The sequence below is a fragment of the Sphaerimonospora sp. CA-214678 genome (genome assembly GCF_050942215.1).
Lineage (GTDB): Bacteria > Actinomycetota > Actinomycetes > Streptosporangiales > Streptosporangiaceae > Sphaerimonospora.
In genome coordinates, this window is sequence record NZ_CP192056.1 from 3,354,534 (window position 1) to 3,376,982 (window position 22,449).

General features: G+C 71.3%; 16 protein-coding genes and 1 pseudogene. 3 read left to right on the plus strand and 14 right to left on the minus strand.

Annotated elements, in window-relative coordinates; all coding sequences use genetic code 11:
• Positions 1–32 precede the first annotated feature (32 nt).
• Both ACQP1K_RS15130 and ACQP1K_RS15135 read left to right on the plus strand, forming a co-directional pair.
• Positions 33–452 (plus strand): hypothetical protein, encoded by a 420-nt coding sequence (locus tag ACQP1K_RS15130; protein ID WP_433496330.1) that lies wholly within the window; start codon positions 33–35, stop codon positions 450–452.
• A 15-nt stretch (positions 453–467) separates the two neighbouring features.
• Positions 468–824, plus strand: coding sequence for an ArsC/Spx/MgsR family protein (locus ACQP1K_RS15135; RefSeq protein WP_433496331.1), 357 nt, complete (start codon positions 468–470; stop codon positions 822–824).
• A gap of 4 nt (positions 825–828) precedes the next feature.
• Here ACQP1K_RS15135 and ACQP1K_RS15140 read toward each other — a convergent pair whose 3' ends face one another.
• The 14 genes and pseudogenes from ACQP1K_RS15140 to betA all read right to left on the minus strand — a co-directional run bounded on the left by ACQP1K_RS15140 (position 829) and on the right by betA (position 21,339).
• The gene (locus tag ACQP1K_RS15140; protein ID WP_433496332.1) at positions 829–1,998 is read right to left on the minus strand and encodes an alpha-hydroxy-acid oxidizing protein; all 1,170 of its coding nucleotides are present in this window, start codon (positions 1,996–1,998) and stop codon (positions 829–831) included.
• A gap of 144 nt (positions 1,999–2,142) precedes the next feature.
• Positions 2,143–3,717, minus strand: a complete 1,575-nt coding sequence (locus ACQP1K_RS15145; protein WP_433496333.1) for a pectate lyase family protein — start codon at positions 3,715–3,717, stop codon at positions 2,143–2,145.
• Positions 3,718–4,284: 567 nt separating this feature from the next.
• On the minus strand, positions 4,285–4,890 hold the full coding sequence (locus ACQP1K_RS15150; protein WP_433496334.1) for a sarcosine oxidase subunit gamma: 606 nt from the start codon (positions 4,888–4,890) through the stop codon (positions 4,285–4,287).
• Positions 4,883–7,774, minus strand: a complete 2,892-nt coding sequence (locus tag ACQP1K_RS15155; RefSeq protein ID WP_433496335.1) for a 2Fe-2S iron-sulfur cluster-binding protein — start codon at positions 7,772–7,774, stop codon at positions 4,883–4,885. The genes ACQP1K_RS15150 and ACQP1K_RS15155 overlap by 8 nt, the downstream gene beginning before the upstream one ends.
• Complete coding sequence (locus tag ACQP1K_RS15160) at positions 7,771–8,049, minus strand: sarcosine oxidase subunit delta (protein ID WP_433496336.1); 279 nt, start codon at positions 8,047–8,049, stop codon at positions 7,771–7,773. The genes ACQP1K_RS15155 and ACQP1K_RS15160 overlap by 4 nt, the downstream gene beginning before the upstream one ends.
• Before the next feature lie 52 nt (positions 8,050–8,101).
• Positions 8,102–9,319 carry a sarcosine oxidase subunit beta family protein gene (locus ACQP1K_RS15165; RefSeq protein WP_433496337.1) on the minus strand — a complete coding sequence of 406 codons (1,218 nt, stop codon included), beginning with the start codon at positions 9,317–9,319 and terminating at the stop codon, positions 8,102–8,104.
• Positions 9,320–9,416: 97 nt separating this feature from the next.
• Positions 9,417–11,849, minus strand: a complete 2,433-nt coding sequence (locus ACQP1K_RS15170; RefSeq protein WP_433496338.1) for a GcvT family protein — start codon at positions 11,847–11,849, stop codon at positions 9,417–9,419.
• A 288-nt stretch (positions 11,850–12,137) separates the two neighbouring features.
• Positions 12,138–12,667: pseudogene (locus tag ACQP1K_RS15175) on the minus strand (IS701 family transposase); the annotation flags it as partial.
• Positions 12,668–13,126: 459 nt separating this feature from the next.
• Positions 13,127–14,119, minus strand: coding sequence for an ABC transporter substrate-binding protein (locus ACQP1K_RS15180; RefSeq protein ID WP_433496339.1), 993 nt, complete (start codon positions 14,117–14,119; stop codon positions 13,127–13,129).
• A gap of 27 nt (positions 14,120–14,146) precedes the next feature.
• Positions 14,147–16,150 carry an ABC transporter permease subunit gene (locus ACQP1K_RS15185; protein ID WP_433496340.1) on the minus strand — a complete coding sequence of 668 codons (2,004 nt, stop codon included), beginning with the start codon at positions 16,148–16,150 and terminating at the stop codon, positions 14,147–14,149.
• Complete coding sequence (locus ACQP1K_RS15190; RefSeq protein ID WP_433496341.1) at positions 16,150–17,268, minus strand: quaternary amine ABC transporter ATP-binding protein; 1,119 nt, start codon at positions 17,266–17,268, stop codon at positions 16,150–16,152. Before ACQP1K_RS15190 ends, ACQP1K_RS15185 begins: the two co-directional genes overlap by 1 nt.
• Before the next feature lie 13 nt (positions 17,269–17,281).
• Positions 17,282–18,760, minus strand: a complete 1,479-nt coding sequence (locus ACQP1K_RS15195) for an aldehyde dehydrogenase family protein (protein ID WP_433496342.1) — start codon at positions 18,758–18,760, stop codon at positions 17,282–17,284.
• A gap of 113 nt (positions 18,761–18,873) precedes the next feature.
• Complete coding sequence (locus ACQP1K_RS15200) at positions 18,874–19,674, minus strand: IclR family transcriptional regulator (protein ID WP_433496343.1); 801 nt, start codon at positions 19,672–19,674, stop codon at positions 18,874–18,876.
• A gap of 9 nt (positions 19,675–19,683) precedes the next feature.
• Entirely contained in the window at positions 19,684–21,339 is a 1,656-nt protein-coding gene (gene betA / locus ACQP1K_RS15205) for a choline dehydrogenase (protein ID WP_433496344.1), read from the minus strand.
• 146 nt (positions 21,340–21,485) lie between these two features.
• Here betA and ACQP1K_RS15210 point away from each other — a divergent pair, with 146 nt between their 5' ends.
• Positions 21,486–22,262, plus strand: coding sequence for an IclR family transcriptional regulator (locus ACQP1K_RS15210; RefSeq protein ID WP_433496345.1), 777 nt, complete (start codon positions 21,486–21,488; stop codon positions 22,260–22,262).
• The last annotated feature ends 187 nt before the right edge of the window (positions 22,263–22,449 follow it).

Sequence of the window (22,449 nt, forward strand, 5' to 3'; positions counted from 1 at the left end):
GCCGGCCACTCCCAACCCCGTCTGGAGAGACAATGGACATCGCCGCACTCGTCACCTGGCTCATCACCGCCCTCGGCGGCTTCTACATGCTCGGCATCTGGATCTCACGGGGCGGCACCCGGGGCGGCGTGAGCCGGCTGCCCGTCCCGGTCGTCCTCGGCCACTTCGCGCTCGCCGCCGTCGGGCTGATCGTGTGGATCGTCTACCTGATCATGGGCGGCACCGCACTGGCGTGGACCGCGTTCGTCCTGCTCGTGCCGGTCGCCCTGCTGGGATTCATCATGTTCGCCCGCTGGATCCCCCAGCGCAGGGCGGCCCAGGCCACCGACGGGCGGCACGCATCGGCCGAGCGGGGCTTCCCGGTGCCCGTCGTCGTGGGGCACGGCCTGTTCGCCGTCGCGACCGTGGTGCTCGTGCTGCTGTCAGCGCTGGGTGCCGGCGGCGCGTTCTGAGGCGAGAATGGAACCATGGAGATCTGGATCAATCCGGCGTGCTCGAAGTGCCGGTCGGCGCTGTCCCTCCTGGACGCCGAGGGCGCGAAGTACACCATCCGGTACTACCTGGAGGAGCCGCCCACGGTCCGGGAGATCGAGGACGTGCTGGACCGGCTCAACCTGGAGCCCTGGGACATCACCCGCCTCGGCGAACCGCCCGCCGTCGATCTCGGCATGGCCTCGTGGCCGCGTGGTCGGGCGGATCGCGCGCGGTGGATCGAGGCCCTGGCCGCGCATCCCTCCCTGATCCAACGGCCGATCATCACGGCCGACGACGGGACGGCTGTGGTGGGCCGCTCTCCCGAGGCGGTGCGGTCCGTCCTGTCGTGACGTCTCAGGGCGACGCGAGCAGTTCGGACGTGATCTCGGCCGGGCGGGTGACCCCGGTCAGCGCCATCGCGATCTCCAGCTCGGCCAGCAGGCAGCGGATCACGTGCCGCACTCCGGCCTCTCCCGCCAGGCCGAGGCCGTAGGCGTACGGACGGCCCAGCATGACGGCCTTCGCCCCGAGCGCCAGCGCCTTGATCACATCGGTGCCCGTGCGGATGCCGCTGTCGAACAGCACGGTGATCCGGTCTCCCACGGCGGCGGCCACCCCGGGCAGCGCGTCCAGCGAGCCGATCGCGCCGTCCACCTGCCTGCCGCCGTGGTTGGACACGACGACGCCGTCCATCCCCGCGTCGGCCGCCCGCCGCGCGTCGTCGGCGTGCTGGACGCCCTTGAGCACGATCGGCCCCTTCCAGTTCTCGCGCAGGAAGGCCAGATCGTCCCAGGTGAGCGAGGGATCGCCGAAGGTCGCGGCCCAGCGCATGACGGCCGCGTCCCGGTCGGCGTCCCCGATCGGGCCGCGGCTGCCGATCGCCCGCTGGAAGGCCGGATCGGTGAAGTAGTTCGCCACGCCGACGCCGCGCAGGAACGGCAGGTACGCCTGGTCGAGGTCGCGCGGCCGCCAGCCGAGCATGTGCGTGTCGAGGGTGACGACCAGCGTCCGGTAACCGGCGGCCACGGCACGCGTCAGAAAGCCGGCCACCACGTCGCGGTCACTGGACCAGTAGAGCTGGAACCAGCGCAGGCCCCCGGCGTTCGCCTCCGCCGCCTGCTCCATCGAGTGGGAGGCGGCCGTGCTCGCGACGAACGGCACGCCGAGGCCCGCCGCAGCACGCGCCACGGCGAGATCCCCCTCGGGATGCATGATCGCCAGGACGCCGATCGGCGCGAGCAGCACGGGGACCGGCAGCGTCTGCCCGAGCAGCCGCACCGACAGATCCCGTACGGCGACGTCGCGCAGCATGCGCGGGACGAGCCGCCTGCGCTCGAACGCCTCGCGGTTCGCGCGGGCCGTCGACTCGGTGCCCGCCGCCCCGGCCACATAGCCGTACGCGGCCGGGGCGATCCGCTCGCCCGCGAGCCGCTCCAGCGCCGTGAGGTCGGTGGGCAGCTCCGGTGGCACGTCGCCGAGCCCGTTCAGGTATATCTCGTTCTGGAAGTCAGCCGGCGAACCCATGCGGGGTTCATTCCCCCATCTCCACCTGATACGACCTGCGAATCCGTCCGGCCGACGGCCCGCACCCCGGTCCCGGCCGCTCCGATGGCGGAGCGGCCGGGACGGTCCTCATCCGGTGGGGGTCCTTGTCCGGCGCAGGCTCCCCTATCCGGCGTAGGTCTCGAACTCGGCGACCTTCGGCGTGCCGCTCGACCCGTTGATCCTGAAGGTGATCTTCTTCAGCGTGGTGGGCGCGAAGCCGATGGAGCCGGCCCCGCTGCCCGAGGTCAGGACGGCGCCGGTGTCGTAGTTGAGCACCTGCCAGGAGCCGATGGTGCCGGCGGAGCCCGCCGCCTCACGGATGATGATCCTGGACACCGTCTTGGCGGAGTCCCACTTGATCGAGATGTCGCCGGTCGAGCCCTTCGGCGACCAGTAGGTGCTCATGTCGCCGTCCCGCACGTTGCCGTAGCTCGTACCAGAGGCCTTGCTGGAGCCGTCGGAGCCGGCCCCGATGCTGAGGTTGGTCCCACCGGGTGTCGGGTTGGGCGTCGGCGTCGGCGTCGGCGTCGGCGTGGGGGTCGGGGTGGGGGTGGGGGTGGGCGTCGGTGTGGGCGTCGGCGCCGGCGTCTGGGGCGAGCAGCTGCCGTTCGACACCTGGAGACCCTTGTTGGCGCCCGCCGTCTGGCGGACGATGTCCGGCACGCAGCCGGCCCCGTCCAGGCTGTAGGAGTACGGGATGCCGACCGTGGTGTTGGACCGCGGGTCTGGACCCGCGGGGTGGTTCTCGCTGCCGGGGGAGGACCAGGTCACGTTGTCGAAGATGTTGCCGGCGACCTGCCAGTAGCCGGCCTCGTCCGTGTAGAAGGTGCCGAGGACGTCCTTGGAGTCCTTGAAGTAGTTGTTCTCCACCTTGGCCCGCGCCCCGGCCCTGGAGTTGATGCCGGACTTGTTGAGCCTCACGTAGGAGTTGTTGTAGATGTGCGCGATGCCGCCGCGCAGCAGGGGCGTACGGGAGTCGATGTTCTCGTACAGGTTGTGATGGAAGGTGACGAAGCCGTTCGAGAGATCGCTCTCACTGGACCCGATGAGCCCGCCCCGGCCGGAGTTGCGCAGGACGCTGTACGACAGGGTCACGTACTGGGTGTTGTCCTTCATGTCGAAGAGGCCGTCGAACCCCTCCGACTCCCCGCCCGAGGCCTCCAGCGTGACGTGGTCGACCCAGACGTTGCGCACATTCTTCTCCATGCCGATGGCGTCCCCGCCGTTGGACGTGGGCGACCCCGACTTCTTCACGTTCCGCACGGTCACGTTCTGGATGATGATGTTGCTGGACTCGCGGATGTGGATGCCCAGCTGGTCGAAGACGGCTCCGCCGCCGACCCCGACGATCGTGACGTTGCTGATCTGCTTGAGCTCGATCACGCCGTCGTTGGTGTTGCAGCTGCCGCCCGACACCTTGCTGGTGTTGCCGTGATTGATGGTGCCCTCGACCTGGATCGTGATCGGGGTGCTGCTGCTGGGCCGGTTGCACAGGGCCGCGTGGATGGCGGTCCCCGTGGTGGCCCGCACCGTCTGCCCGCCCGCGCCGCCGGTGGTGCCGCCGTTGACGGACGCGTAGCCGGTGGCGCCGCCCGCGGCCGCCGAGGCCTGCGTCTGCGGTAAGGCCACACCGATCGTGGTCACGAGGGCCGCGGCGGCCAGTGCCGCCGAGTTTCGCCGTACGGCTGCTCGTTTCATCGAGAACCTCCGAGGAAACCCCCGCCTTCAGGCGGGGAAGGAATCGGACTCCCTGCGGGGCAGGGCGTGGGCAGGCGATTCGCCCCACGGCGAAGCGCCGTACGAACACAGATGTGTTCTGCTGGATCGGATCTGGCACACGGATCCGCGCAAGGGGGTGCGGCGACCTGCGTACCGTCGGGCTTCCTCTGAAAGCGCTTTCAGGGGCGAGTGAAGCACAGCATGGGGAGCATGTGAAGCAGAAGGGGTCGAATCGCGCGGCGGCGCCCGATCCAGACACCGCGAACGGCCTGCGGGACCGGGCCGCGCCGACCATCGCGGATCAGGGATTCACGCAGGTGGACGCGGGTGGCGGGAGGATCCCGGCGGCCCGCGCCCGGCCGGACCGAGGCGAAGAAACTTTCATGCGGCGGCGGGCGCCGTCGCCGCACCACCACTGCCCCGCACCATCGTCACACCGGGCCGTCACACCGGGCCATCGTCGAACCGGGCGGGGCCGTGATCGGGCCGCGAACCGTCACGGCCCGATCGAGCGCGCCGCAGATCCGTCGCGGCCGCCCCCGCCCGTCAGGCGACGTACTCGGTGGCGGCGTCGAGAAGCCATTCGGCCGTGTAGGCGGCGAAGGACGCGCGGCACAGCACCCAGAACTCGTCGGCGTCCCGGGCGGCGAGCACGACCTGGGCGCGCGCCAGCAGCGTCTGCGCGCACCGGCCGGGGCCGAAGACCCGGGGATGCAGGTCGAGCGAGCAGCCGTGGGCCAGCAGGTCGCGCGAGCTCACTCCCCCGACCACCAGGGTCGTCCGCTGCGCCGAGACGTCCACCACGGAGACGTGGTCACCCGCCGATCCGGCCGCGGCCTCCGCCAGCAGGTCGCACAGCCCGGGGCCGCGGGCCTCGCCCTCGTCCTCGCCCTCATCTGGGCCGACGACGAGCCACTCGTCGGGGCCGAGCCACAGCACGGTCAGGTCTCCGGACCGTACGGCGCCGCCCGGCTCTGCGGGCAGCGGGGCGCCGAGCGCCCGGCCGATCCGCTCCGCCGCCCGGCTCCCGGGATCCACCCGGACGTCGATCTGCGTCAGAAAGGGAAGCTCGGCCAGGCGCAGCCGCCCGCCCGCGCTCGCCGCCGCGAACCTGGCCGCGAACCCGGCCAGGGGACTCCTGCGCTCAGCCATCGCGGCGTGCTCCTTCCGGGTCGTACAGCACGTGATGGGCGACCGTCACCGGGACCGTCTCCGCCCCCGTCGCCGCGTGCAGCCGCTCGCCGATGCGCTCGCGTCCGCCGCTGATCAGGGCGAGCGCGAAGGTCCGCCCGAGGGCCGCGCTGCGATAGCTGGAGGTGACGTGGCCGAGCGGGCGCGTGCCGCCGGGCTCCACCAGGTGGACGCCCTCGGGCAGCAGCCGGCCGGTGTCCTCCGGCAGCAGCCCGACGAGCTGCTTGCGGTCCGGCCGGGAGGTGTCGGCCCGGCCGAACGACCGCCTGCCGATGAAGTCCGGCTTCTTCTTCGACACCACCCAGGCCATGCCGAGGTCCTGCGGGGTGACGGTGCCGTCGGTGTCCTGCCCGATGATGGGATATCCCTTCTCCGCGCGCAGGACGTGCATGGTCTCGGTGCCGTACGGCGTGACGCCCGCGGCCTCCACCGCCTCCCACAGCGCGAGGCCGAACCATGAGCGCACGTTGATCTCGTAGGCGAGCTCGCCGGAGAAGCTGATCCGGCACACCCGCGCCGGGATCCCGGCGACCTCCGCCTCCCGCCAGGTCATGAACGGGAAGCCCGAATTGTCCACGGCGAGGCCGGGCGCGAGACCGGCGAGGACCTCGCGCGAGCGCGGCCCGACCAGCGCCACCGTCGCCCACTGCTCGGTGACCGAGGTGCAGTGCACCCGCAGCGAAGGCCACTCCGTCTGCAGCCACTCCTCCATCCAGTCGAGCACGGCCGCCGCGTTGCCGGTGGTCGTGGTGACGAGGAAGCGATCCTCGGCCAGCCGGATGGCGGTGCCGTCGTCGAAGACCATGCCGTCGGGGCGGCACATCACGCCGTACCTGATCGAGCCCACGGCGAGCGTGCTCATCATGTTCGTGTAGAGACGGTCGAGGAACCCGGCGGCGTCCGGCCCGATCACGTCGATCTTGCCGAGCGTCGACGCGTCCATCATCGCCACGTCCTCGCGGGCGGCGCGGCACTCGCGCAGCACCGCCGCCGCCATGTCCTCGCCCTCCCGGGGGTAGTACCACGGCCGCTTCCACTGCCCCACGTTCTCGAACAGCGCCCCGCTGTCCACGTGCCGGTCGTGCATGGCGGTGACGCGCACCGGGTCGTGCAGGCGCCCCCGGTCGCGCCCGGCCAGGGCGGCGAAGGAGACCGGCGCGTACGGCGCGCGGAAGGTCGTCACGCCGAGGCCGGCCACGTCGACGCCCAGGGCGTGCGCCGTGATCGCGCTGGTCAGCAGCCCGGAGGTGCGGCCCTGGTCGTGGGCGGTCCCGGCGGTGGTGTACCGCTTGACGTGCTCGACCGAGCGCAGACCGGCCCCGGTCGCGCGCAGCACGTCGTCGACGGTCACGTCGCGCTGCAGGTCGACGAAGTGCTCGCGATAGTCGGCGCCGTCGGCGGGCGGCACGAGCCACAGGTGCTGTGCGGGCGCCGCCTCGGGTTCACGCTCGACCTCCGGCGGCGGAGCCGGGTCCGGTACGGCGAAGCCCGCCGCCGCGAGCGCCCGCCGGCCGGCGTCGGCGCCGTCGCGCAGGCAGCCGGACAGGGTCTGTACGCCACGGGCGGCCCCGGCCGCCTCCACCGCCTGGCGGATCTCTCCGGGCACGAAGGCGCCGATCTCCTCGTCGAACCGCAGCGCCCCGCCGGCCTGGCTGAACAGGTGGACGACCGGGGTCCAGCCGCCGGAGACGAGCAGCAGGTCGGCGGGCACGTCGGCGGTCCGCCCGCCGGACCGTGTCTGCCCGCAGGACCGTGTCTGCCCGCAGGACCGTGTCTGCCTGCGGGACCGTGTCTGCCCGCCGGACTCGGGCGCGATCGAGACGGCGGCGACCTCGCCGTCTCCCGTGGCCGCCCGCACCACGTGCCCGGTGCGCACCTCGATGCCGCGCTCGGCGCACCGGCGCGCCCACTCCTCGCCCGGCGCCCGCCGTACGTCCACGATCGCGGCGATCTCGATCCCGGCGCCGGCCAGGTCGAGCGCGGCGGGGTAGGCGCTGTCGTTGGCGGTGAAGACGACGGCGCGCCGCCCGGGCCGCACGCCGTACTGATTGACATAGGCGCGGGCGGCCCCGGCGAGCATGACGCCGGGCAGGTCGTTGCCGGCGAAGGCGGGGAAGCGCTCGTGGGCGCCGGTCGCCAGCACCACCCGCCGGGCCCGGATCCGCCAGATCCGTTCGCGTGCCATCGTGGCGGGCGCGGCCGCGCCCAGATGGTTCGTCCGCCGCTCGACCGCGACGACGTAGTTGTCGTCGTAGTGACCGAAGACGGTCGTACGGCGCAGCACCCGCACGTCGGCGCCGCCGCCCAGCTCGGCGGCGCGCTCGGCGGCCCAGCGGCGGCCGGGCAGACCGCCGACGCTCTCGGCGGTGCCGAGCAGGCTCCCGCCGGGCTCGGGCCGCTCGTCCGCGAGGATCACCCTGGCCCCGCCGCGCGCGGCCTCCGCCGCCGCCATCAGCCCGGCCGGTCCCGCGCCGACCACGAGCACGTCGCAGTGGGCGTGCGTGCCGTCGTAGCGCGCCGGGTCCGGCCGGTCGGCGAGCCGTCCCCTTCCGGGCAGGCCGGTGGCGACCAGGCCGTCGTAGAGCTCGACGGTCGTGGCGGGCAGCATCGGCTCGGGGAACGGCGTCTCGATCTGGACGAGCGCGTTGGGCTCCTCGACGCCCGCCGAGAAGATCCCCCTGGGCCGGCCGAGCTTCACGCTGGTGGCCACCCGGCGGACGCCGGACGCCAGCAGCGCGGCCGCGAGCGTGTCTCCGCTGCGGCCCTCGTAGTCGCGGCCGTCGAAGCGGAACCGCAGCACCTCCCCCGGCCGCCCGGTCAGGACCGGCCGCTCCGCCGGCGTCATGCGATCACCGGCCGGGGTTCGCCGATGCGGTAGACGGCGTGGATCTCGTTGGTCGCGGTGTCCCGTACGACGTTGAACCAGCGGCGGCAGCCCGCCGAGTGGCTCCACCGCTCGGCGAAGGGGCCCCTCGGGTTGTCCCGGAAGAACAGGTAGCGCGCCCACTCCTCGTCGGAGAGAGCAGCGGGGTCGTCCGGATAGGCCACGTGCGCCTGACCGCCGTAGTGGAACTCGATCTCGTCACGCGGCCCGCACCAGGGGCAGGGGATCAGCAGCATTCGGACGGGCTCCTCAGTGGACGGCTCGGCGGGAAACGACTCGGTGAACGGCTCAGTGGGCGACGGCGGCGGCGCCGTGCTCGTCGACGAGCGCCCCGGTGGTGAATCGGTCGAGGGAGAAGGGGGCGTTCAGCGGATGCGGCTCGCCGTGGGCGATCGTGTGGGCGTAGCACCAGCCGGCCCCGGGGGTGGCCTTGAAACCGCCGGTGCCCCAGCCGCAGTTGACGTACAGGCCGTCGACTCCGGTGAGCCCGACGATCGGCGAGGCGTCGGGGGTGACGTCGACCACGCCGCCCCACGTCCGCAGCACGTGGGCGCGCGCGAAGATCGGGAACAGCTCCAGCGCGGCCGACATCTGCCGCTCGATGACGTGGAACGCCCCGCGCTGGCGGTAGGAGTTGGGCGCGTCGATGCCCGCCCCCATGACCAGCTCCCCCTTGTGGGCCTGGCTGACATAGACGTGCACCGCGTTGGACATGACCACGGTCGGGTGCACCGGCTCCAGCAGCTCGGACACCAGCGCCTGCAGCGGGTGGCTCTGCAGCGGCAGCGCCACCCCGGCCATGGCGGCGACCACCGACGAGTGGCCGGCCGCGCTCAGCGCGACCCTGCCCGCCGCGATCGGCCCCCGGGTGGTCCGCACCCCGGTCACCCGGCCGTCGCGCACGTCCAGACCGGTGACCTCGCAGTTCTCGACCAGGTCCACGCCGTACGCCGCGGCGGCGCGGGCGAACCCCCACGCAACGTAGTCGTGCTTGGCGATGCCGGCGCGCGGCTGGTACGTCGCGCCGAGCACGGGATAGCGCACGTCCGGGGAGACGTCGACGATCGGGCAGACCTCCTGGACCTGCTCCGGATCGAGCCACTCGGCGTCCACGCCGGCCAGGCGGTTGGCGTGCACGCGGCGGACGCCTTCGCGCACGTCCTGGAGGCTGTGGGCGAGGTTGAGCACACCGCGCTGGCTGAACAGCAGCGGATAGCCGAGATCGTCCTCCAACCCCTCCCAGAGCTTGAGCGCGTGCTCGTAGATGCCGGCGCTCTCGTCCCACAGGTAGTTGGACCGGATGATCGTCGTGTTGCGCGCCATGTTGCCGCCGGCGAGCCAGCCGCGCTCCAGCACGGCGACGTTCGTGACGCCGTGATTTCTCGCCAGATAGTAGGCGGTGGCGAGGCCGTGGCCGCCGCCGCCGACGATCACCACGTCGTACGATCGCTTCGGCTCGGCGGCGGTCCACAGCCGGTCGGCGTGCTCCGGGAGGTTCTCAGTCACCGGTTTCCAGCCTTTCCTCGCGTGGTACGCGGAGAGCGCCTCGGGTGCGGGGCCCGCGGAGCCCCGCAAGCGCGGTGGCCCCCGCACTCGAAGATCCTCATGCCCGAAGACGCCGCATCGCGGGATCGTACAGAGGCTCCTGCGCCACGATCGCGGCCACCCTGCGGTCGAAGTAGCCGATGTCGAGCGCCCGGCCCGGTGTGGCCAGCTCGGCGGGCAGCCAGGCGTAGGCGATGCCCTTGCCGATCGTGTAGCCGAACCCGGCGCTGGTGACGTACCCGACGCAGGTCGCGCCGTCGTACACCGGCTCCTTCCCCATGACCACGTCGGCCGGGTCGTCGATGGTCAGGCAGGTGAGCCTGCGGCGGACCGACGCGGCGCGCTCCGCCAGCGCGGCGCGGCCGACGAAGTCGCCCTTGTCCATCTTGACGGCGAAGCCGAGCCCGGCCTCGTACGGATCGTGCTCGAAGGTCATGTCGGTGCCAAAGGAGCGGTAGCCCTTCTCCAGCCGCAGGCTGGTGAACGCCCCCCGGCCGCCCGCGATGATCCCGTACTCCCGGCCGGCCGCCCAGAGCGTGTCCCACAGTCTGGCCCCCATGTCCGCCGTTGTGTAGAGCTCCCAGCCGAGCTCGCCGATGTACGACAGCCGCAGCGCGGTGACGGGGACCGTCCCGATGTGGGCGCGCTTGGCGCGGAAGTAGCGGAAGCCCTCGTTGGAGAAGTCCGCGTCGGCGAGCGGCTGGACGAGGTCGCGGGCGAGCGGCCCCCACACCCCGACGCAGCAGGTGCCTGCCGTGACGTCGCGGATCACGACCGTGTCGTCCGCGTGCCGGTGCAGCCAGTCGAGGTCGAGGTTGCCGTTGGCGCCGACCTGGAACAGGTCGCGGCCGAGCCTGGCCACGGTGATGTCGCTGCGGATGCCGCCGTCGGCGTCGAGCAGCAGGCAGTACGTCACAGAGCCGACCGACTTGTCCACGTCACCGGTGGTCATGCGCTGGAGGAAGGCCACCGCGCCGGGGCCGGAGACCTCGATCCGCTTCAGCGCGGTCATGTCGTAGAGGGCCACGGACTCGCGGGAGGCCAGGGCCTCCGCGCCGACGATCGGCGACCAGTAGCGGGCCGCCCAGTCGTTCGGCACCGGGATGTCCCGCCCGTCCAGCAGTCGGGCGTTCGCGCCGTACCACTGCGGGCGCTCCCAGCCGGACGCCTCGAGGAAGAAGCCGTCCAGCTCCCGCTGGCGCGGGTGGAACGGGCTCAGGCGCAGCGGCCGGGGGTCCTCCATCGGCTGGAGCGGGTGGATGATGTCGTAGACCTCGACGTAGTTCTGGCAGTCGCGGGCCAGCACGTAGCCGGGCGCGAGCTGGTGGGGCTCGAAGCGGCTCAGGTCGCACTCGTGCAGGTCGAAGGACGAGCAGTGGCCGTCGACCAGCCACTCGGCCATCGCCCGGCCGACGCCCGCCGAGTGGGTGACCCACACCGCCTCGGCGACCCAGAAGCCCTTGACGTCCGGGGCCTCCCCCATCAGCGGCATCTGGTCGGTGGTGAACGAGAACAGCCCGTTGATGCCCTCGGTGATCTCGGCAGCGGCGGTGGCGGGCAGCAGCCGGTGCGTCTCGGCCCAGGCGGGGGCGAAGTCGCCGGGGGTGAAGGCGAGCACCGACGGCATGACCTCGGCCTTGTCGACGGACACGATGTCGTCGGGGTCGACCGGCATGGGCCGGTGCCCGTAGTAGCCGACGCCGAGGCCGTCGAAGCGCTGCCGGTAGTAGAGGTCGGCGTCCTGGTGCCGCAGGATCGGCAGCGTCGCCTCGTCCGTACGGCCGGCCAGGGCCGGCACGGGGCCGGTCCAGGCGAGCTGGTGCGCGAGCGGGGTGAGCGGCAGGGACAGCCCGACCATGCGGGCGATCCGCGGACCCCAGATGCCGGCGCAGCACACCACGATGTCGGCGGCGAGCTCGCCGTGGCCGGTCACCACCCCGGTCACGCGGCCGTCCTCGGTCCGCACGTCCAGCACCTCGTGCCGCTCCAGGACCCGCACCCCGCGGGAGCGGGCCGCCCGGAGCTGGGCCTCGACCGCGTGTACGGCCCTGGCCAGGCCGTCGGTGGGGATGAGCAGGCCGCCGAGCACGACGCCGGGGTCGACGAGGGGGTGGCGCTCGGCGCACTCCTGCGGGGTCAGCAGCCGGGTCTCGATCCCCCAGGCCGTGGCCCAGCCGTGGCGGCGGTGCAGCTCGGCGAGCCGCTCGGGGGTGGTCGCCACCTCCAGCCCGCCGACCTGGCGGAAGCAGGGCTCGCCGTCCAGGTCGAGCGCGCCGAGCTTCTCGACGGTGTAGCGGGCGAACTCGGCCATGGTCTTCGACGCGTTGATCTGGAAGACCAGCCCGGGGGCGTGGGAGGAGGATCCCCCGGTCGCGGGCACTGGACCCTGGTCGACGACGGTGATGTCGGACCAGCCGCGGGCGGACAGCTCGTCGGCGAGCGCCGCCCCGACGACACCGGCTCCGATGATGACGACGCGGGGGCCCGTCATTCCCACCTCCAGACGAGAGGTTGCACATAATGCAACATCATGCGCTCAACGCAACAAGCGTGACGCGCAGCCCGCCGAGTGTCAAGGATGAGATTCCGCCCTCCACGGGCGAGCAGGAAGCCAAGGAAGTGGCGGCCCACGCGCAAGACGACGATCAACTGAGCTGCTCAAGAGGTGGGTCTGATACGAGAGTGCAACGCCTCGAGCCAGCCAGCGGTCAGTGTCTATTCACGTCACCGATCGCTTGGCTATGTCGGTCCGGCGGGCCAGACGTGACGCGCCAGTGGCGAGAGCCGTCGGGCTGGGTGGCGGCCAGCGCTGCGAGGAAGGCCAGGGCGAGCATCGCCAGGGTGATGTGGCGGTGCCAGCCATCCCAGCTGCGGACCTGGTAGTGACCTCCAGTCCAACCTGGCCTTTTGCGGCTTGGAAGGACTCCTCCACCGTCCAGCTGATGCCGGCGATGCACACCAGGGCGGCCAGCGGCATCGGGGTGGGTGCGTAGCAGCGGTAGAAGGCCAGTTCCCCGGTGGCCAGATTGCGGCGGATCATCAGCCACCGGTGACCGGGGCCGTGGGTGTCGATGCGTGTCCAGGCCCAGGCGTACCAGCGGTGCCCCTTGGCGCCGTGCCCGGCACTGTAAGGTGCCAATGGTCGTCGGGGACGTGCGCGGCGACCTGGGCGGCCTGCCAGTCGACGCCCTCGCACCGCACCTGGGCCGTGCCCGCGATCACCAGCACATACCCGGCCTGCCGCGCTTCCAGCAGAGCGCGCAGGCGCGGGTCCTGCCCGTAGACCTCATCACCGGTCACCCAGGGCGCGAACATCCAGCACCTGCGTCCGCGTGCAAGGGCAGGCACCGCACCCCAAGTCCAGGTAGCTACACATCAAGAACGATCTACAACTGAAGGGTCGGTTCGTTTTTGGACGAACACGCCGGGAATCGATTCCTTCGACCAGTTGCTCGTCTGTGAGCCCCTGCGGGTAGTTGGCCTCCAGCAGCGGCAGCTCCACCGAGACGTTGTTGGCCTTTGCCTGTTCCAAGACTGTTTCGGGAGTATCTGCGGGTCCGGCCGGGATCGCGTCCTCGTCGGGGTGGGTGTCGATGGGTTCCCATGTGCCGCTGGCCGGGTTCTTGAGTTGTACGGGCCGGGTGTGCAGCTCGGCGCGCAGGTGCTTGCCGTCGGGGTTCGCCCAGACATAGGAAGGCGATGCCCGGGGCCGGCCGGAGAACGACCGGCCCCGGGCGTGTCGAGCCGCGGAGGGAGGACGGCCCGAGCTCAGCCGGCCGCGGCGGGCAGCCAGGCCTTGACCTTGTCCGGGTTGTCGCCGGCCCACTTCTCGGCCGCCTGATCGGCCGTCATGCCGTCCTCGGAGATGTACTTGGACACGGTGTTCTGGTCGTCGTTGGTCCAGTTAAAGTTCTTGACGAGCTCGTAGGCGGGGCTGCCCGAGTCGGCGAACTTCTTGCTGACGATCTTGTCGAGGTCGTACACGGGGTAGTCGCAGGCCACCTTCGCGGCGTCGGCGTCACAGCCCTCGGTCCACTCGGGCAGGTCGACCTTCACCAGCTTCACCTCGGACATGAACCACTGCGGGTCGTAGAAGTACCCGATGAGCGGGGTCTTCTGCTTCTCCGCCTGGCGGAACGCCGTGATCAGGGCCGCCTCGCTGCCGGCGTAGACCACCTTGAAGTCCAGCTTCAGGTTCTTCACCAGCGCCTCGTCGTTGGTCACGAACGACGGGTCGCCGTCCAGCAGCTGGCCCTTGCCGCCCGACTCGGAGGTCTTGAACAGGTCGGCGTACTTGTTGAGGTTCTTCCAGTCGGTGATGTCGGGGTACTTCTCGGCCATCCACGGCGGCACGAACCAGCCGATGACGCCCTTGTTGCCGGTCGGACCGACCGCAGCGGCGACGTTCTGCTCGTCGATGTACTTCTTCTTGAGGTCCTCGTGGCCCCAGTTCTCGACGATCGCGTCCACCTCCCCGGTGGCGAACCCCTGCCAGGCCACCTCCTCCTTGAGGTCCTTCTTGACGACCTTGCAGCCGAGCTCCTTCTCTGCGACATGGGCGATCACCGCGGCGTTCGCCTCGTAGCCGACCCACGGGTTGACCGCCAGGTTGAACGTGCCGCACTCCGGCCCGCCGCCGTCGCCCGAGGCCTGGGCGCCGGTGGCCTCGCCGACCTTCGCTCCCCCGCATGCGGAGAGCAGGAGCGCGGCGCCGGCCACGACGGCGCACGCGCGCAGGCCGGCGATCCAGGAAACTGCCATGAGGTCCTCCAGACCCGTTGATTTCATTCAGTGAGGTGCCGGACGCGCGGACGCGCGCTGCGCGGCGGCCCGCATGATCCGGTCGAGCATGATGCCGAGCACGACGATCGCCAGCCCGGCGGCCAGCCCCTTGCCCCGCAGGGCGTGCTGCGAGAACCCGGCCACCACGTCGTATCCGAGCGCGCCGGCCCCGACAAGGCCGCCGATGACGACCATCGACAGCACATAGATCAGGCCCTGGCTGGCCGCGAGCGTGATGCCGGCGCGGGCCATGGGTAGCTGGACCTTGGCGATGAGCTGCCAGGTGCTGGACCCGCCCGCCGTCGCCGCCTCGACCGCGGTCGGCGACACGCCGCGTACGGCCTCGGCCACCAGCTTGATCGACACCGGCGCGGCGAACGCCACGGCGGCGATGATGGCCGTGAACCGGGTCGCGCCGAACAGCCCCAGGATCGGGACGAGGTAGACGAAGGCGGGCATCGTCTGACCCGCGTCGAGGACCGGGCGCAGCACCTGGTCGACCCGGGCACTGCGCCCCATCCACACCCCGGCGACCACGCCGAGGACCATCACGATCAGGGTGGCCACCAGCGTGGTGGCCAGCGTCACCATGCTGTCGTGCCACAGGCCGAGCAGCACCAGCAGCACGAGCGACACCCCGGCGACGATCGCGGCCCGCGCTCCGGCCAGCAGCAGCGCGAGCGCGACCACGACCAGGGCGACCAGCCACCAGGGCGAGCCGGCCAGCAGCGACTGGAACGGGTTGAGCAGCCCGTAGGTGATGAGGTTCTTCACCGCGTCCGTATACGTGACGAACGTGTCCTGCGCCCACTGGCTCGCCGCCCCCGCGCCCTGTTTCACGTACGAGCCCAGGCGGGCCTCTCCGGGGAACTCGGCGGCCCAGACGTAGACGTGCGAGAGGTAGACCAGCACGGCGGTGGCGGCGAGGATCAGGCCCGCCTCGATCCGCCGCGCCCGCCGGCCCCGTGCCCTGCCCGACCGGCGCTCGGCCTCGACCCGCCGACCGGCGGCCGAGGTGACGCGGTCGAGCACGATCGCCATGATCACGATGGCCAGCCCGGCGTTGAACGCGGTGCCCACGTCGAGGGTCTGCAGCGCCTTCAGCACGGTCTTGCCCAGGCCGGGGGCGTCGATCAGGGCGGCGATCGTGACCATGGACAGGGCGGCCATGATGGTCTGGTTCGCCCCCACGATGATCGTCCGCTTGGCCAGCGGGAGCCGTACCTTGCGCAGCGCCTGCACACGGGTCGAGCCGAGCGAGGTGCTCGCCTCCAGCGTGCTGACCGGGATCTCCCGGATTCCGTGCGCGGTGATGCGGATCACCGGCGGGGTCGCGTAGATCATCGTGGCGATGGTGGCGCTGGCCGGTCCGATCAGGAAGAACAGCGTGAGCGGGGCCAGGTAGACGAAGGTCGGCATCGTCTGCATGAAGTCGAGCACCGGCGTGACGAACCGGTTGACCCGGTCGCTGAGCCCCGCCCAGACGCCGAGGGGGATGCCGGCGGCGAGGGCCAGCACGACGGCGGTCAGCGTGAGGGCGAGCGTGTCCATGCTCTCCTCCCACAGACCGAGCAGGCCGAACGACGCGAACCCGGCGGCGGTCAGCACGGCCGTACGGCGGTTGCCGTACAGCAGCGCGACGGCTGTGGCGATGCCGGTCACGCCGAGCCAGCCGATGGCCGGGACCGGCCGCCCGAACGACGGCCGGCTGATCAGCGCCTGTACGAACGTGACCGACTCGTCGATGAACAGCCGGATGTAGTTGATGAAGTACAGGAACAGCGGGTTGCTGTTACGCCCGGCGTCGATCGCGTCCATGCCCTCGCTGAGCCGGGTGTGCAGCGGCGTGAGCTCGGCGCCGCCGAGCGCGAGCGTGTCGCGGCCCCTGAGCAGGGCCCACAACGCCACCCAGGCCACGAGAACGACGACGGTCAGGTAGCGCGCGCGCAGCCACCCGGCGCGACCGGCCGCACCGGTGGCGGCGGTCGCGGTGGTGGGCACCGCCGCCATCAGGATCCCCCGCCCTCGTCCCGGTCCTGGATGGTGTCCGGGTCCGGGCCGGCGATCACCTCGAGGATCTCCGCGGTGGTGACCACGCCGAGCAGGGCTCCGCCGGAGACGACCTTGACCGGGCGGCCGGCGGACAGGACGGTCCTGGCCGCGTCGCGGATCACGGTGTCCGGGGCGAGCTCCGGCCCGTCGAGCGGCTCTCCGGGACGGACGTCCCGCATGATCCACGGCAGCGTCAGCACGTCGGACTTGGGCACGTCGCTCACGAAGTCACGCACGTAGTCGTCCGCCGGCGCGCCGACCACCTGGTCGGGGGTGCCCATCTGGACGAGCGCGCCGTCACGCATGATAAGGATGCGGTCGCCCAGCTTGAGCGCCTCGCTCAGGTCGTGCGTGATGAAGATCATGGTCTTGCCGACCTCGTGGTGCAGGCGGATGACCTCGTTCTGCATCTCGCGGCGGATCAGCGGGTCGAGCGCGGAGAACGGCTCGTCGAAGAAGAGCACCTCGGGGTCGACGGCGAGCGCCCGGGCCAGGCCGACGCGCTGCTGCATGCCGCCGGAGAGCTGGTCGGGGAAGGACCCCTCGAACCCGGCGAGCCCCACCAGCTCCAGGACCTCCCTGGCCCGCTCGTAGCGGTCGGCCTTCTTCGTGCCGCGGATCTCCAGGCCGTACGCGACGTTGTCCAGGACCCGCCGATGCGGCAGCAGGCCGAAGTGCTGGAACACCATGCCGAAGCGGTGCCGGCGCAGTTCGCGGAGCCTGCGCTCCCCGCAGCCGAGCACGTCCTCGCCGTCGAGGCGCACCTGCCCGGCGGTGGGCTCGATCAGGCGGGTGAGGCAGCGCACCAGCGTCGACTTGCCCGATCCGGACAGGCCCATGACGACGAACACCTCGCCGCGCCGTACCGAGAAGGAGACGTCCCGGACCGCGGCGACGCATCCCGTCCGCCGCTTGAGCTCCGCGCGGGACAGCTCGGCCAGCGGGGTGCCGACGACGCGATCCGCACGCGGTCCGAAGACCTTCCACAGTCCGTGCACATCGAGGATCGGGGGGTCGTCGGCGCCGGACGCGGCGGCCTGCGTGGAGGGTTTCGCGGTCAGTGACGGTACGGCCATGGCCACCCTTCGGCTAGTGAGGGAAATCCGGGAACCACCGCTGGGGCCGGGGGCGGATGTTCTGCCAGACGTGCTTGATCTCTCGGTACTCGTCGAGTCCCGTGGGGCCGAGCTCGCGGCCGACGCCCGACTGCTTGAATCCGCCCCACTCCGCCTGCGGGACGTAGGGGTGGTAGTCGTTGATCCAGACCGTGCCGTGCCTGAGCCGGGCGGCGACCCGCCTGGCCCTGCCGGCGTCGCCGGTCCACACCGCGCCGGCCAGGCCGTAGTCGGTGTCGTTGCCCAGCTCGACCGCCTCGTCCTCGCCGGTGAAGCGCTCGACGGTGAGCACCGGCCCGAAGGACTCCTCCCGGACCACCCGCATGTCGCGGCGGCACCCGTCCAGCACGGTCGGCCGGTAGTAGTGGCCGCCGGCCAGTCCGGGGTCGTCCGGCCGTGCGCCGCCGCAGCGCAGCACCGCGCCCTCGGCGAGGCCGGCGGCGACGTACTCCTCGACCTTGGCCAGGTGGCCGGCGGAGATCAGCGGCCCGGTCTGCGCCTCGGGGTCGAACGGCCCGCCCAGCCGGATCCGCTCGGCCCGCCTGACCACCTCGTCGACGAAGGCGTCGTGCAGGGAGTCCTCGACGAGCAGCCGCGCCCCGGCCGAGCAGACCTGGCCGGAGTGCAGGAAGACCGCGGTGAGCGCGAAGTCGACCGCGGTCTCGAAGTCGGCGTCGGCGAAGACGATGTTGGGGTTCTTGCCGCCGAGTTCGAGCGCGACCCGCTTGACGGTCGCCGCCGCGGCGGCCATGACGCGGCGGCCGGTCGCCAGGCCCCCGGTGAACGACACCATGTCCACGGCGGGATGCTCGGCGAGCGGCGCCCCCGCCCGCGGCCCGGCGCCGAGCACCAGGTTGGCGACCCCGGCGGGCAGCCCCGCCTCCTCCAGCGTCCGCATCAGCATGATCGCGGTGCTCGGGGTGAGCTCGCTCGGCTTGAGCACGAACGTGTTGCCGGCCGCGAGCGCGGGGGCGACCTTCCACGAGGTCTGCAGCAGCGGGTAGTTCCAGGGCGTGATGAGGCCGCACACGCCGAGCGGTTCGTACACGATCTGGCTCACGGCGTCGTCGCGGCCGGTGTCGACGACCCGGCCCGCGTCGGTGCCGGCGACCCCGCCGAAGTAGCGGAAGCAGGCGATCACGTCGTCGAGGTCGTACTCGCTCTCGACGAGCCGCTTGCCCGTGTCCAGCGACTCGGCCCTGGCGTACTCCTGCCTGTCCCTGGCCAGCAGGTCGGCGACCCGGAGCAGCAGCAGCCCGCGCTCACGGGCCGGGGTCAGCGGCCAGGTGCCCTCGTCGAAGGCCCGGCGGGCCGCCGCGATCGCGGCCTCCGTGTCCGCCCGGGTGCCCTCCGATACGGTCGCGACGAGGGACCCGTCGGCGGGGCAGTGGATCGTACGGCGTCCGCCCTCGACAGGATCTGTCCAGACGCCGCCGATGAAGAGGTCTGCCACGGGCAGCGTGCCTTCCGGTCGGGGTCACAGGCGCGCTCCGCGTCGTCACTCAGTTGCGCATTGCGCACCTGTTTGCTTATGGAGAAACAGAATTGACCCCTTGTCGCCTTTAGTCAAGTCGATGTCCGGTTTTTTACGGACACTGTCGAGTAACAACCCATGCGTTGCGAGATCTCCCGAGCTGCGGCGATGACCTGCTCGGCCACCTCGGCGATGGTGGTTACGGGCATCCGAAACGTCGGTCCCGAGGCGCTCAGCGAGGCGATGACCGTGCCGTCCGCTCCCCTGACGGGCGCCGCGACCGCGGTAAGGCCCTCCTCCAGCTCGTCGACGGCGGTGGCGTAGCCGCGCTCGCGCACCTCCGCCAGCGCGGCCCCGAGCCGTACGGGATCGGTGATCGTCTCGGCGGTGAACCGGCTCAGCGGGCCGGCCATGACCTCCTCGGCCAGGTCTCCCGGCGCGTACGCGAGCAGCACCTTGCCGTTGGACGTGGCGTGCAGGGGGATCCGCTGACCCACCCAGTTGTGCAGCTGGAGCGCCGACGGCCCGGCCGTCTGGTCGACGTACAGCGCCTCGCGCCCGACGAGGACGGCCACGTTGACGGTCTCGCCGACGTCGGCGGCCAGGCGCGGCGTGACGAAGCGGCTCTCCCGCACCAGGTCGAGGCGGGCGCTGGCCGACCCGGCCAGCCGTACCACCCCCACGCCGAGGCGGTACCTGCCCCGTTCGCTGTCCTGCTCGACGAGATCGTGGCTCTCCAGCGTCGACACCAGGCGGAAGGCCGTGGAACGATGAACGCCCAGCTCGACGGCGAGCTCGCTGATCCCCAGCTCGCCGTCGCGGGCGAGCAGCTTGAGAATGGTGAGCGCGCGGTCCACCGACTGGACCGCACTCTCTCCCGTCGCGTTACCCATCCCTCACGGTCATCCCTGGTGCCGGTAGAACGCCGCCTCGACGGGCGGCAGCGGGGTGTCGCCGAGGATCAGGTCGGCCGCCTTCTCGGCCACCATCATCACCGGCGCGTAGATGTTGCCGTTCGTCACGTACGGCATGACCGACGCGTCGACGATCCGCAGCCCCTCGACGCCGTGCACCCGCATGCTGTCGGGGTCGACGACCGACATGTCGTCGACGCCCATCTTCGCGGTGCAGGAGGGATGCAGCGCGGTCTCGCCGTCCCTGGCGACCCAGTCGAGGATCTCCTCGTCGCTCCGCACGGACAGCCCGGGAGACAGCTCGCCCGCGTTGAACTCGTCGAACGCCGGCTGACTCAGGATGTTCCGGGAGACGCGGACGGCCTCCACCCATTCCCGCCGGTCCTGCTCGGTGGACAGGTAGTTGAAACGCAGCGCCGGATGCACCCGCGGGTCCCGGCTCTTGATCTTCACCGTGCCCCGTGCGTCGGAGTACATCGGCCCGACGTGCACCTGGTAGCCGTGCCCGCCCGACGGGGACGAGCCGTCGTACCGCACCGCGATCGGCAGGAAGTGGAACATCAGGTTCGGGTAGTCGACGTCGTCGTTGCTCCGGACGAAGCCGCCGGCCTCGAAGTGGTTGGTCGCGGCGGGACCACCGCGCAGGAACAGCCACTGCGCCCCGATCCACGGGCGGTGCCGCCGCTTGAGGTAGGGCTGCATGGACACCGGCCGCTTACAGCCGTACTGGACGTAGACCTCGAGGTGGTCCTGGAGGTTCTCCCCCACTCCGGGCAAATGGTGCACCACGTCGACGCCGAGGGCCTCCAGTTCGGCGGCATTGCCCAGGCCGGACAGCTGGAGGAGTTGGGGCGTGTTGATGGAGCCGCCGCACAGGATGACCTCGCCGGCCCGCACCCGGCGTACCGGCCCGCCGCGGAAGGAGAAGTCCACGCCGACGGCCCGCCCGCCCTCGAAGACGACCTTCGTCACGAACGCCCGGGTCACGACCTTCAGGTTGGGGCGGTTCATCACGGGATGGAGGTAGGCGCGGGCGGCGGACAGCCGCCGTCCGGAGCGGATGTTGCGGTCGAAGGGAGCGAAGCCCTCCTGGCGGTAGCCGTTGACGTCGTCGGTCAGCTTGTATCCCGCCTGCTGCACGGCCTGGAAGAACGCGCCGAACAGCGGGCTCGACGCCGGGCCGCGCTCCAGCGCGAGCGGGCCGTCGTGGCCACGCCAGACGTCGTCGTCCTCGGCGGCCAGGCAGTTCTCCATGCGCTTGAAGTACGGCAGGCAGTGCGCGTAGTCCCAGTTCTTCATCCCGGGGTCGGCGGCCCAGCGCTCGTAGTCCAGGGGGTTGCCGCGCTGGAAGATCATGCCGTTGATGCTGCTGGAGCCGCCGAGCACCTTGCCGCGGGCGTGGTAGATCCGGCGACCGTGCATGTGCGGCTCCGGCTCCGACTCGTACCGCCAGTCGTAGAACCGGCTGCCGATCGGGAACGTCAGCGCCGCCGGCATGTGGATGAAGACGTCCCAGCGGAAGTCCGACCGACCGGCCTCCAGCACCAGCACCCGGGTGGAGGGGTCCGCCGACAGCCGGTTCGCGAGAGCGCTTCCCGCCGAACCGCCGCCGACGATGACGAAGTCGTACCGTTGTGCGCTCAATCTGCCCTCGTCTCGCTCGCGCGACGATTGTCTGACCGAGAAGCGTATCGAATCGCGCATTGTGTTGCACTGCCCGCAACAGGAAAAATCAACCGGTTGTGTGGATCAAGTGGACCGGGGTTGTGGACACGCCTACAGTTGCGCTAATGAGCAACGAGGCCGCAGCGAGCAACGGGGGTGGCATGCAGTCGGTCGACCGCGCCATCAGCATCATGGAGATCCTCTCCCGGCGCGGGGAGGCGGGGGTCACCGAGCTCGCGACGGAGATCGACGTCCACAAGTCGACCGCGTTCCGGCTGCTCGGCGCGCTCGAGGCACGCGGCCTGGTCGAGCAGACGGAGGAACGCGGCAAATATCGTCTCAGCTTCGGCGTCGTCCGTCTGGCCGGGAGCGTCGCCGCCCGGATGGACGTCACCCGGGAGGGCAGGCCGATCTGCCGGCGGCTCGCCGAGGAGATCGGCGAGACGGTCAACATAGCCGTGCTGCGCGCGCACTACGCCGTCAGCCTCGACCAGGCGCGCGGGCCGTCGGCGGTGACCGCGCACAACTGGGTGGGCCAGCTCACCCCGCTGCACGCGACGTCGAGCGGCAAGGTGCTGCTGGCCCATCTCGACGCGGCGCGCCGGGCCGAGCTGCTCCGGTCCACCACCCTCGAGGCCTTCACCCCGAACACCGTGACCTCGCGCGAGGCCCTGGAGCGTGACCTGGCCGGGGCGCTGGAGCGCGGCTACTCCGTCACGCTCGAGGAACTCGAGATCGGCCTCAACGCGATGGCCGCACCCATACGCTCCTTCCAGGGCGAGGTGATCGCGGCGGTGAGCGCCTCCGGCCCGGCCTACCGCTTCAGCGAGCAGCGCATACACGAGCTGGCCCCCATCCTCGTGGCCGGCGCCGCCGAGATCAGCCACCACCTCGGCGGCTGACCCCCGCCACCCCACCCGTGATCTTGTAGTTTCTCGCAGCCATGGCCGTTGACCTGGAAATATCCCCTTCGTGATCTTGCAGAAACTCGCAGGCAGTGCATCCCACCTGCGATTTCACCGTACGTGATCTTGCACTGCAAGATCACCGAAGGTGACTCCGCTGGTGAGCGGTCATGTGTGCGAGCTT

Bases quoted from the DNA above. Each gene is read 5' to 3' on its own strand.
- ACQP1K_RS15135 (WP_433496331.1), top strand. From the start codon at position 468: ATGGAGATCTGGATCAATCCGGCGTGCTCGAAGTGCCGGTCGGCGCTG.
- ACQP1K_RS15200 (WP_433496343.1), bottom strand. From the start codon at position 19,674: ATGGGTAACGCGACGGGAGAGAGTGCGGTCCAGTCGGTGGACCGCGCG.
- ACQP1K_RS15160 (WP_433496336.1), bottom strand. From the start codon at position 8,049: ATGCTGCTGATCCCCTGCCCCTGGTGCGGGCCGCGTGACGAGATCGAG.
- ACQP1K_RS15130 (WP_433496330.1), top strand. From the start codon at position 33: ATGGACATCGCCGCACTCGTCACCTGGCTCATCACCGCCCTCGGCGGC.
- ACQP1K_RS15155 (WP_433496335.1), bottom strand. From the start codon at position 7,774: ATGACGCCGGCGGAGCGGCCGGTCCTGACCGGGCGGCCGGGGGAGGTG.
- ACQP1K_RS15140 (WP_433496332.1), bottom strand. From the start codon at position 1,998: ATGGGTTCGCCGGCTGACTTCCAGAACGAGATATACCTGAACGGGCTC.
- ACQP1K_RS15145 (WP_433496333.1), bottom strand. From the start codon at position 3,717: ATGAAACGAGCAGCCGTACGGCGAAACTCGGCGGCACTGGCCGCCGCG.
- ACQP1K_RS15210 (WP_433496345.1), top strand. From the start codon at position 21,486: ATGAGCAACGAGGCCGCAGCGAGCAACGGGGGTGGCATGCAGTCGGTC.
- ACQP1K_RS15190 (WP_433496341.1), bottom strand. From the start codon at position 17,268: ATGGCCGTACCGTCACTGACCGCGAAACCCTCCACGCAGGCCGCCGCG.
- ACQP1K_RS15185 (WP_433496340.1), bottom strand. From the start codon at position 16,150: ATGGCGGCGGTGCCCACCACCGCGACCGCCGCCACCGGTGCGGCCGGT.
- ACQP1K_RS15170 (WP_433496338.1), bottom strand. From the start codon at position 11,849: ATGACGGGCCCCCGCGTCGTCATCATCGGAGCCGGTGTCGTCGGGGCG.
- ACQP1K_RS15150 (WP_433496334.1), bottom strand. From the start codon at position 4,890: ATGGCTGAGCGCAGGAGTCCCCTGGCCGGGTTCGCGGCCAGGTTCGCG.
- ACQP1K_RS15180 (WP_433496339.1), bottom strand. From the start codon at position 14,119: ATGGCAGTTTCCTGGATCGCCGGCCTGCGCGCGTGCGCCGTCGTGGCC.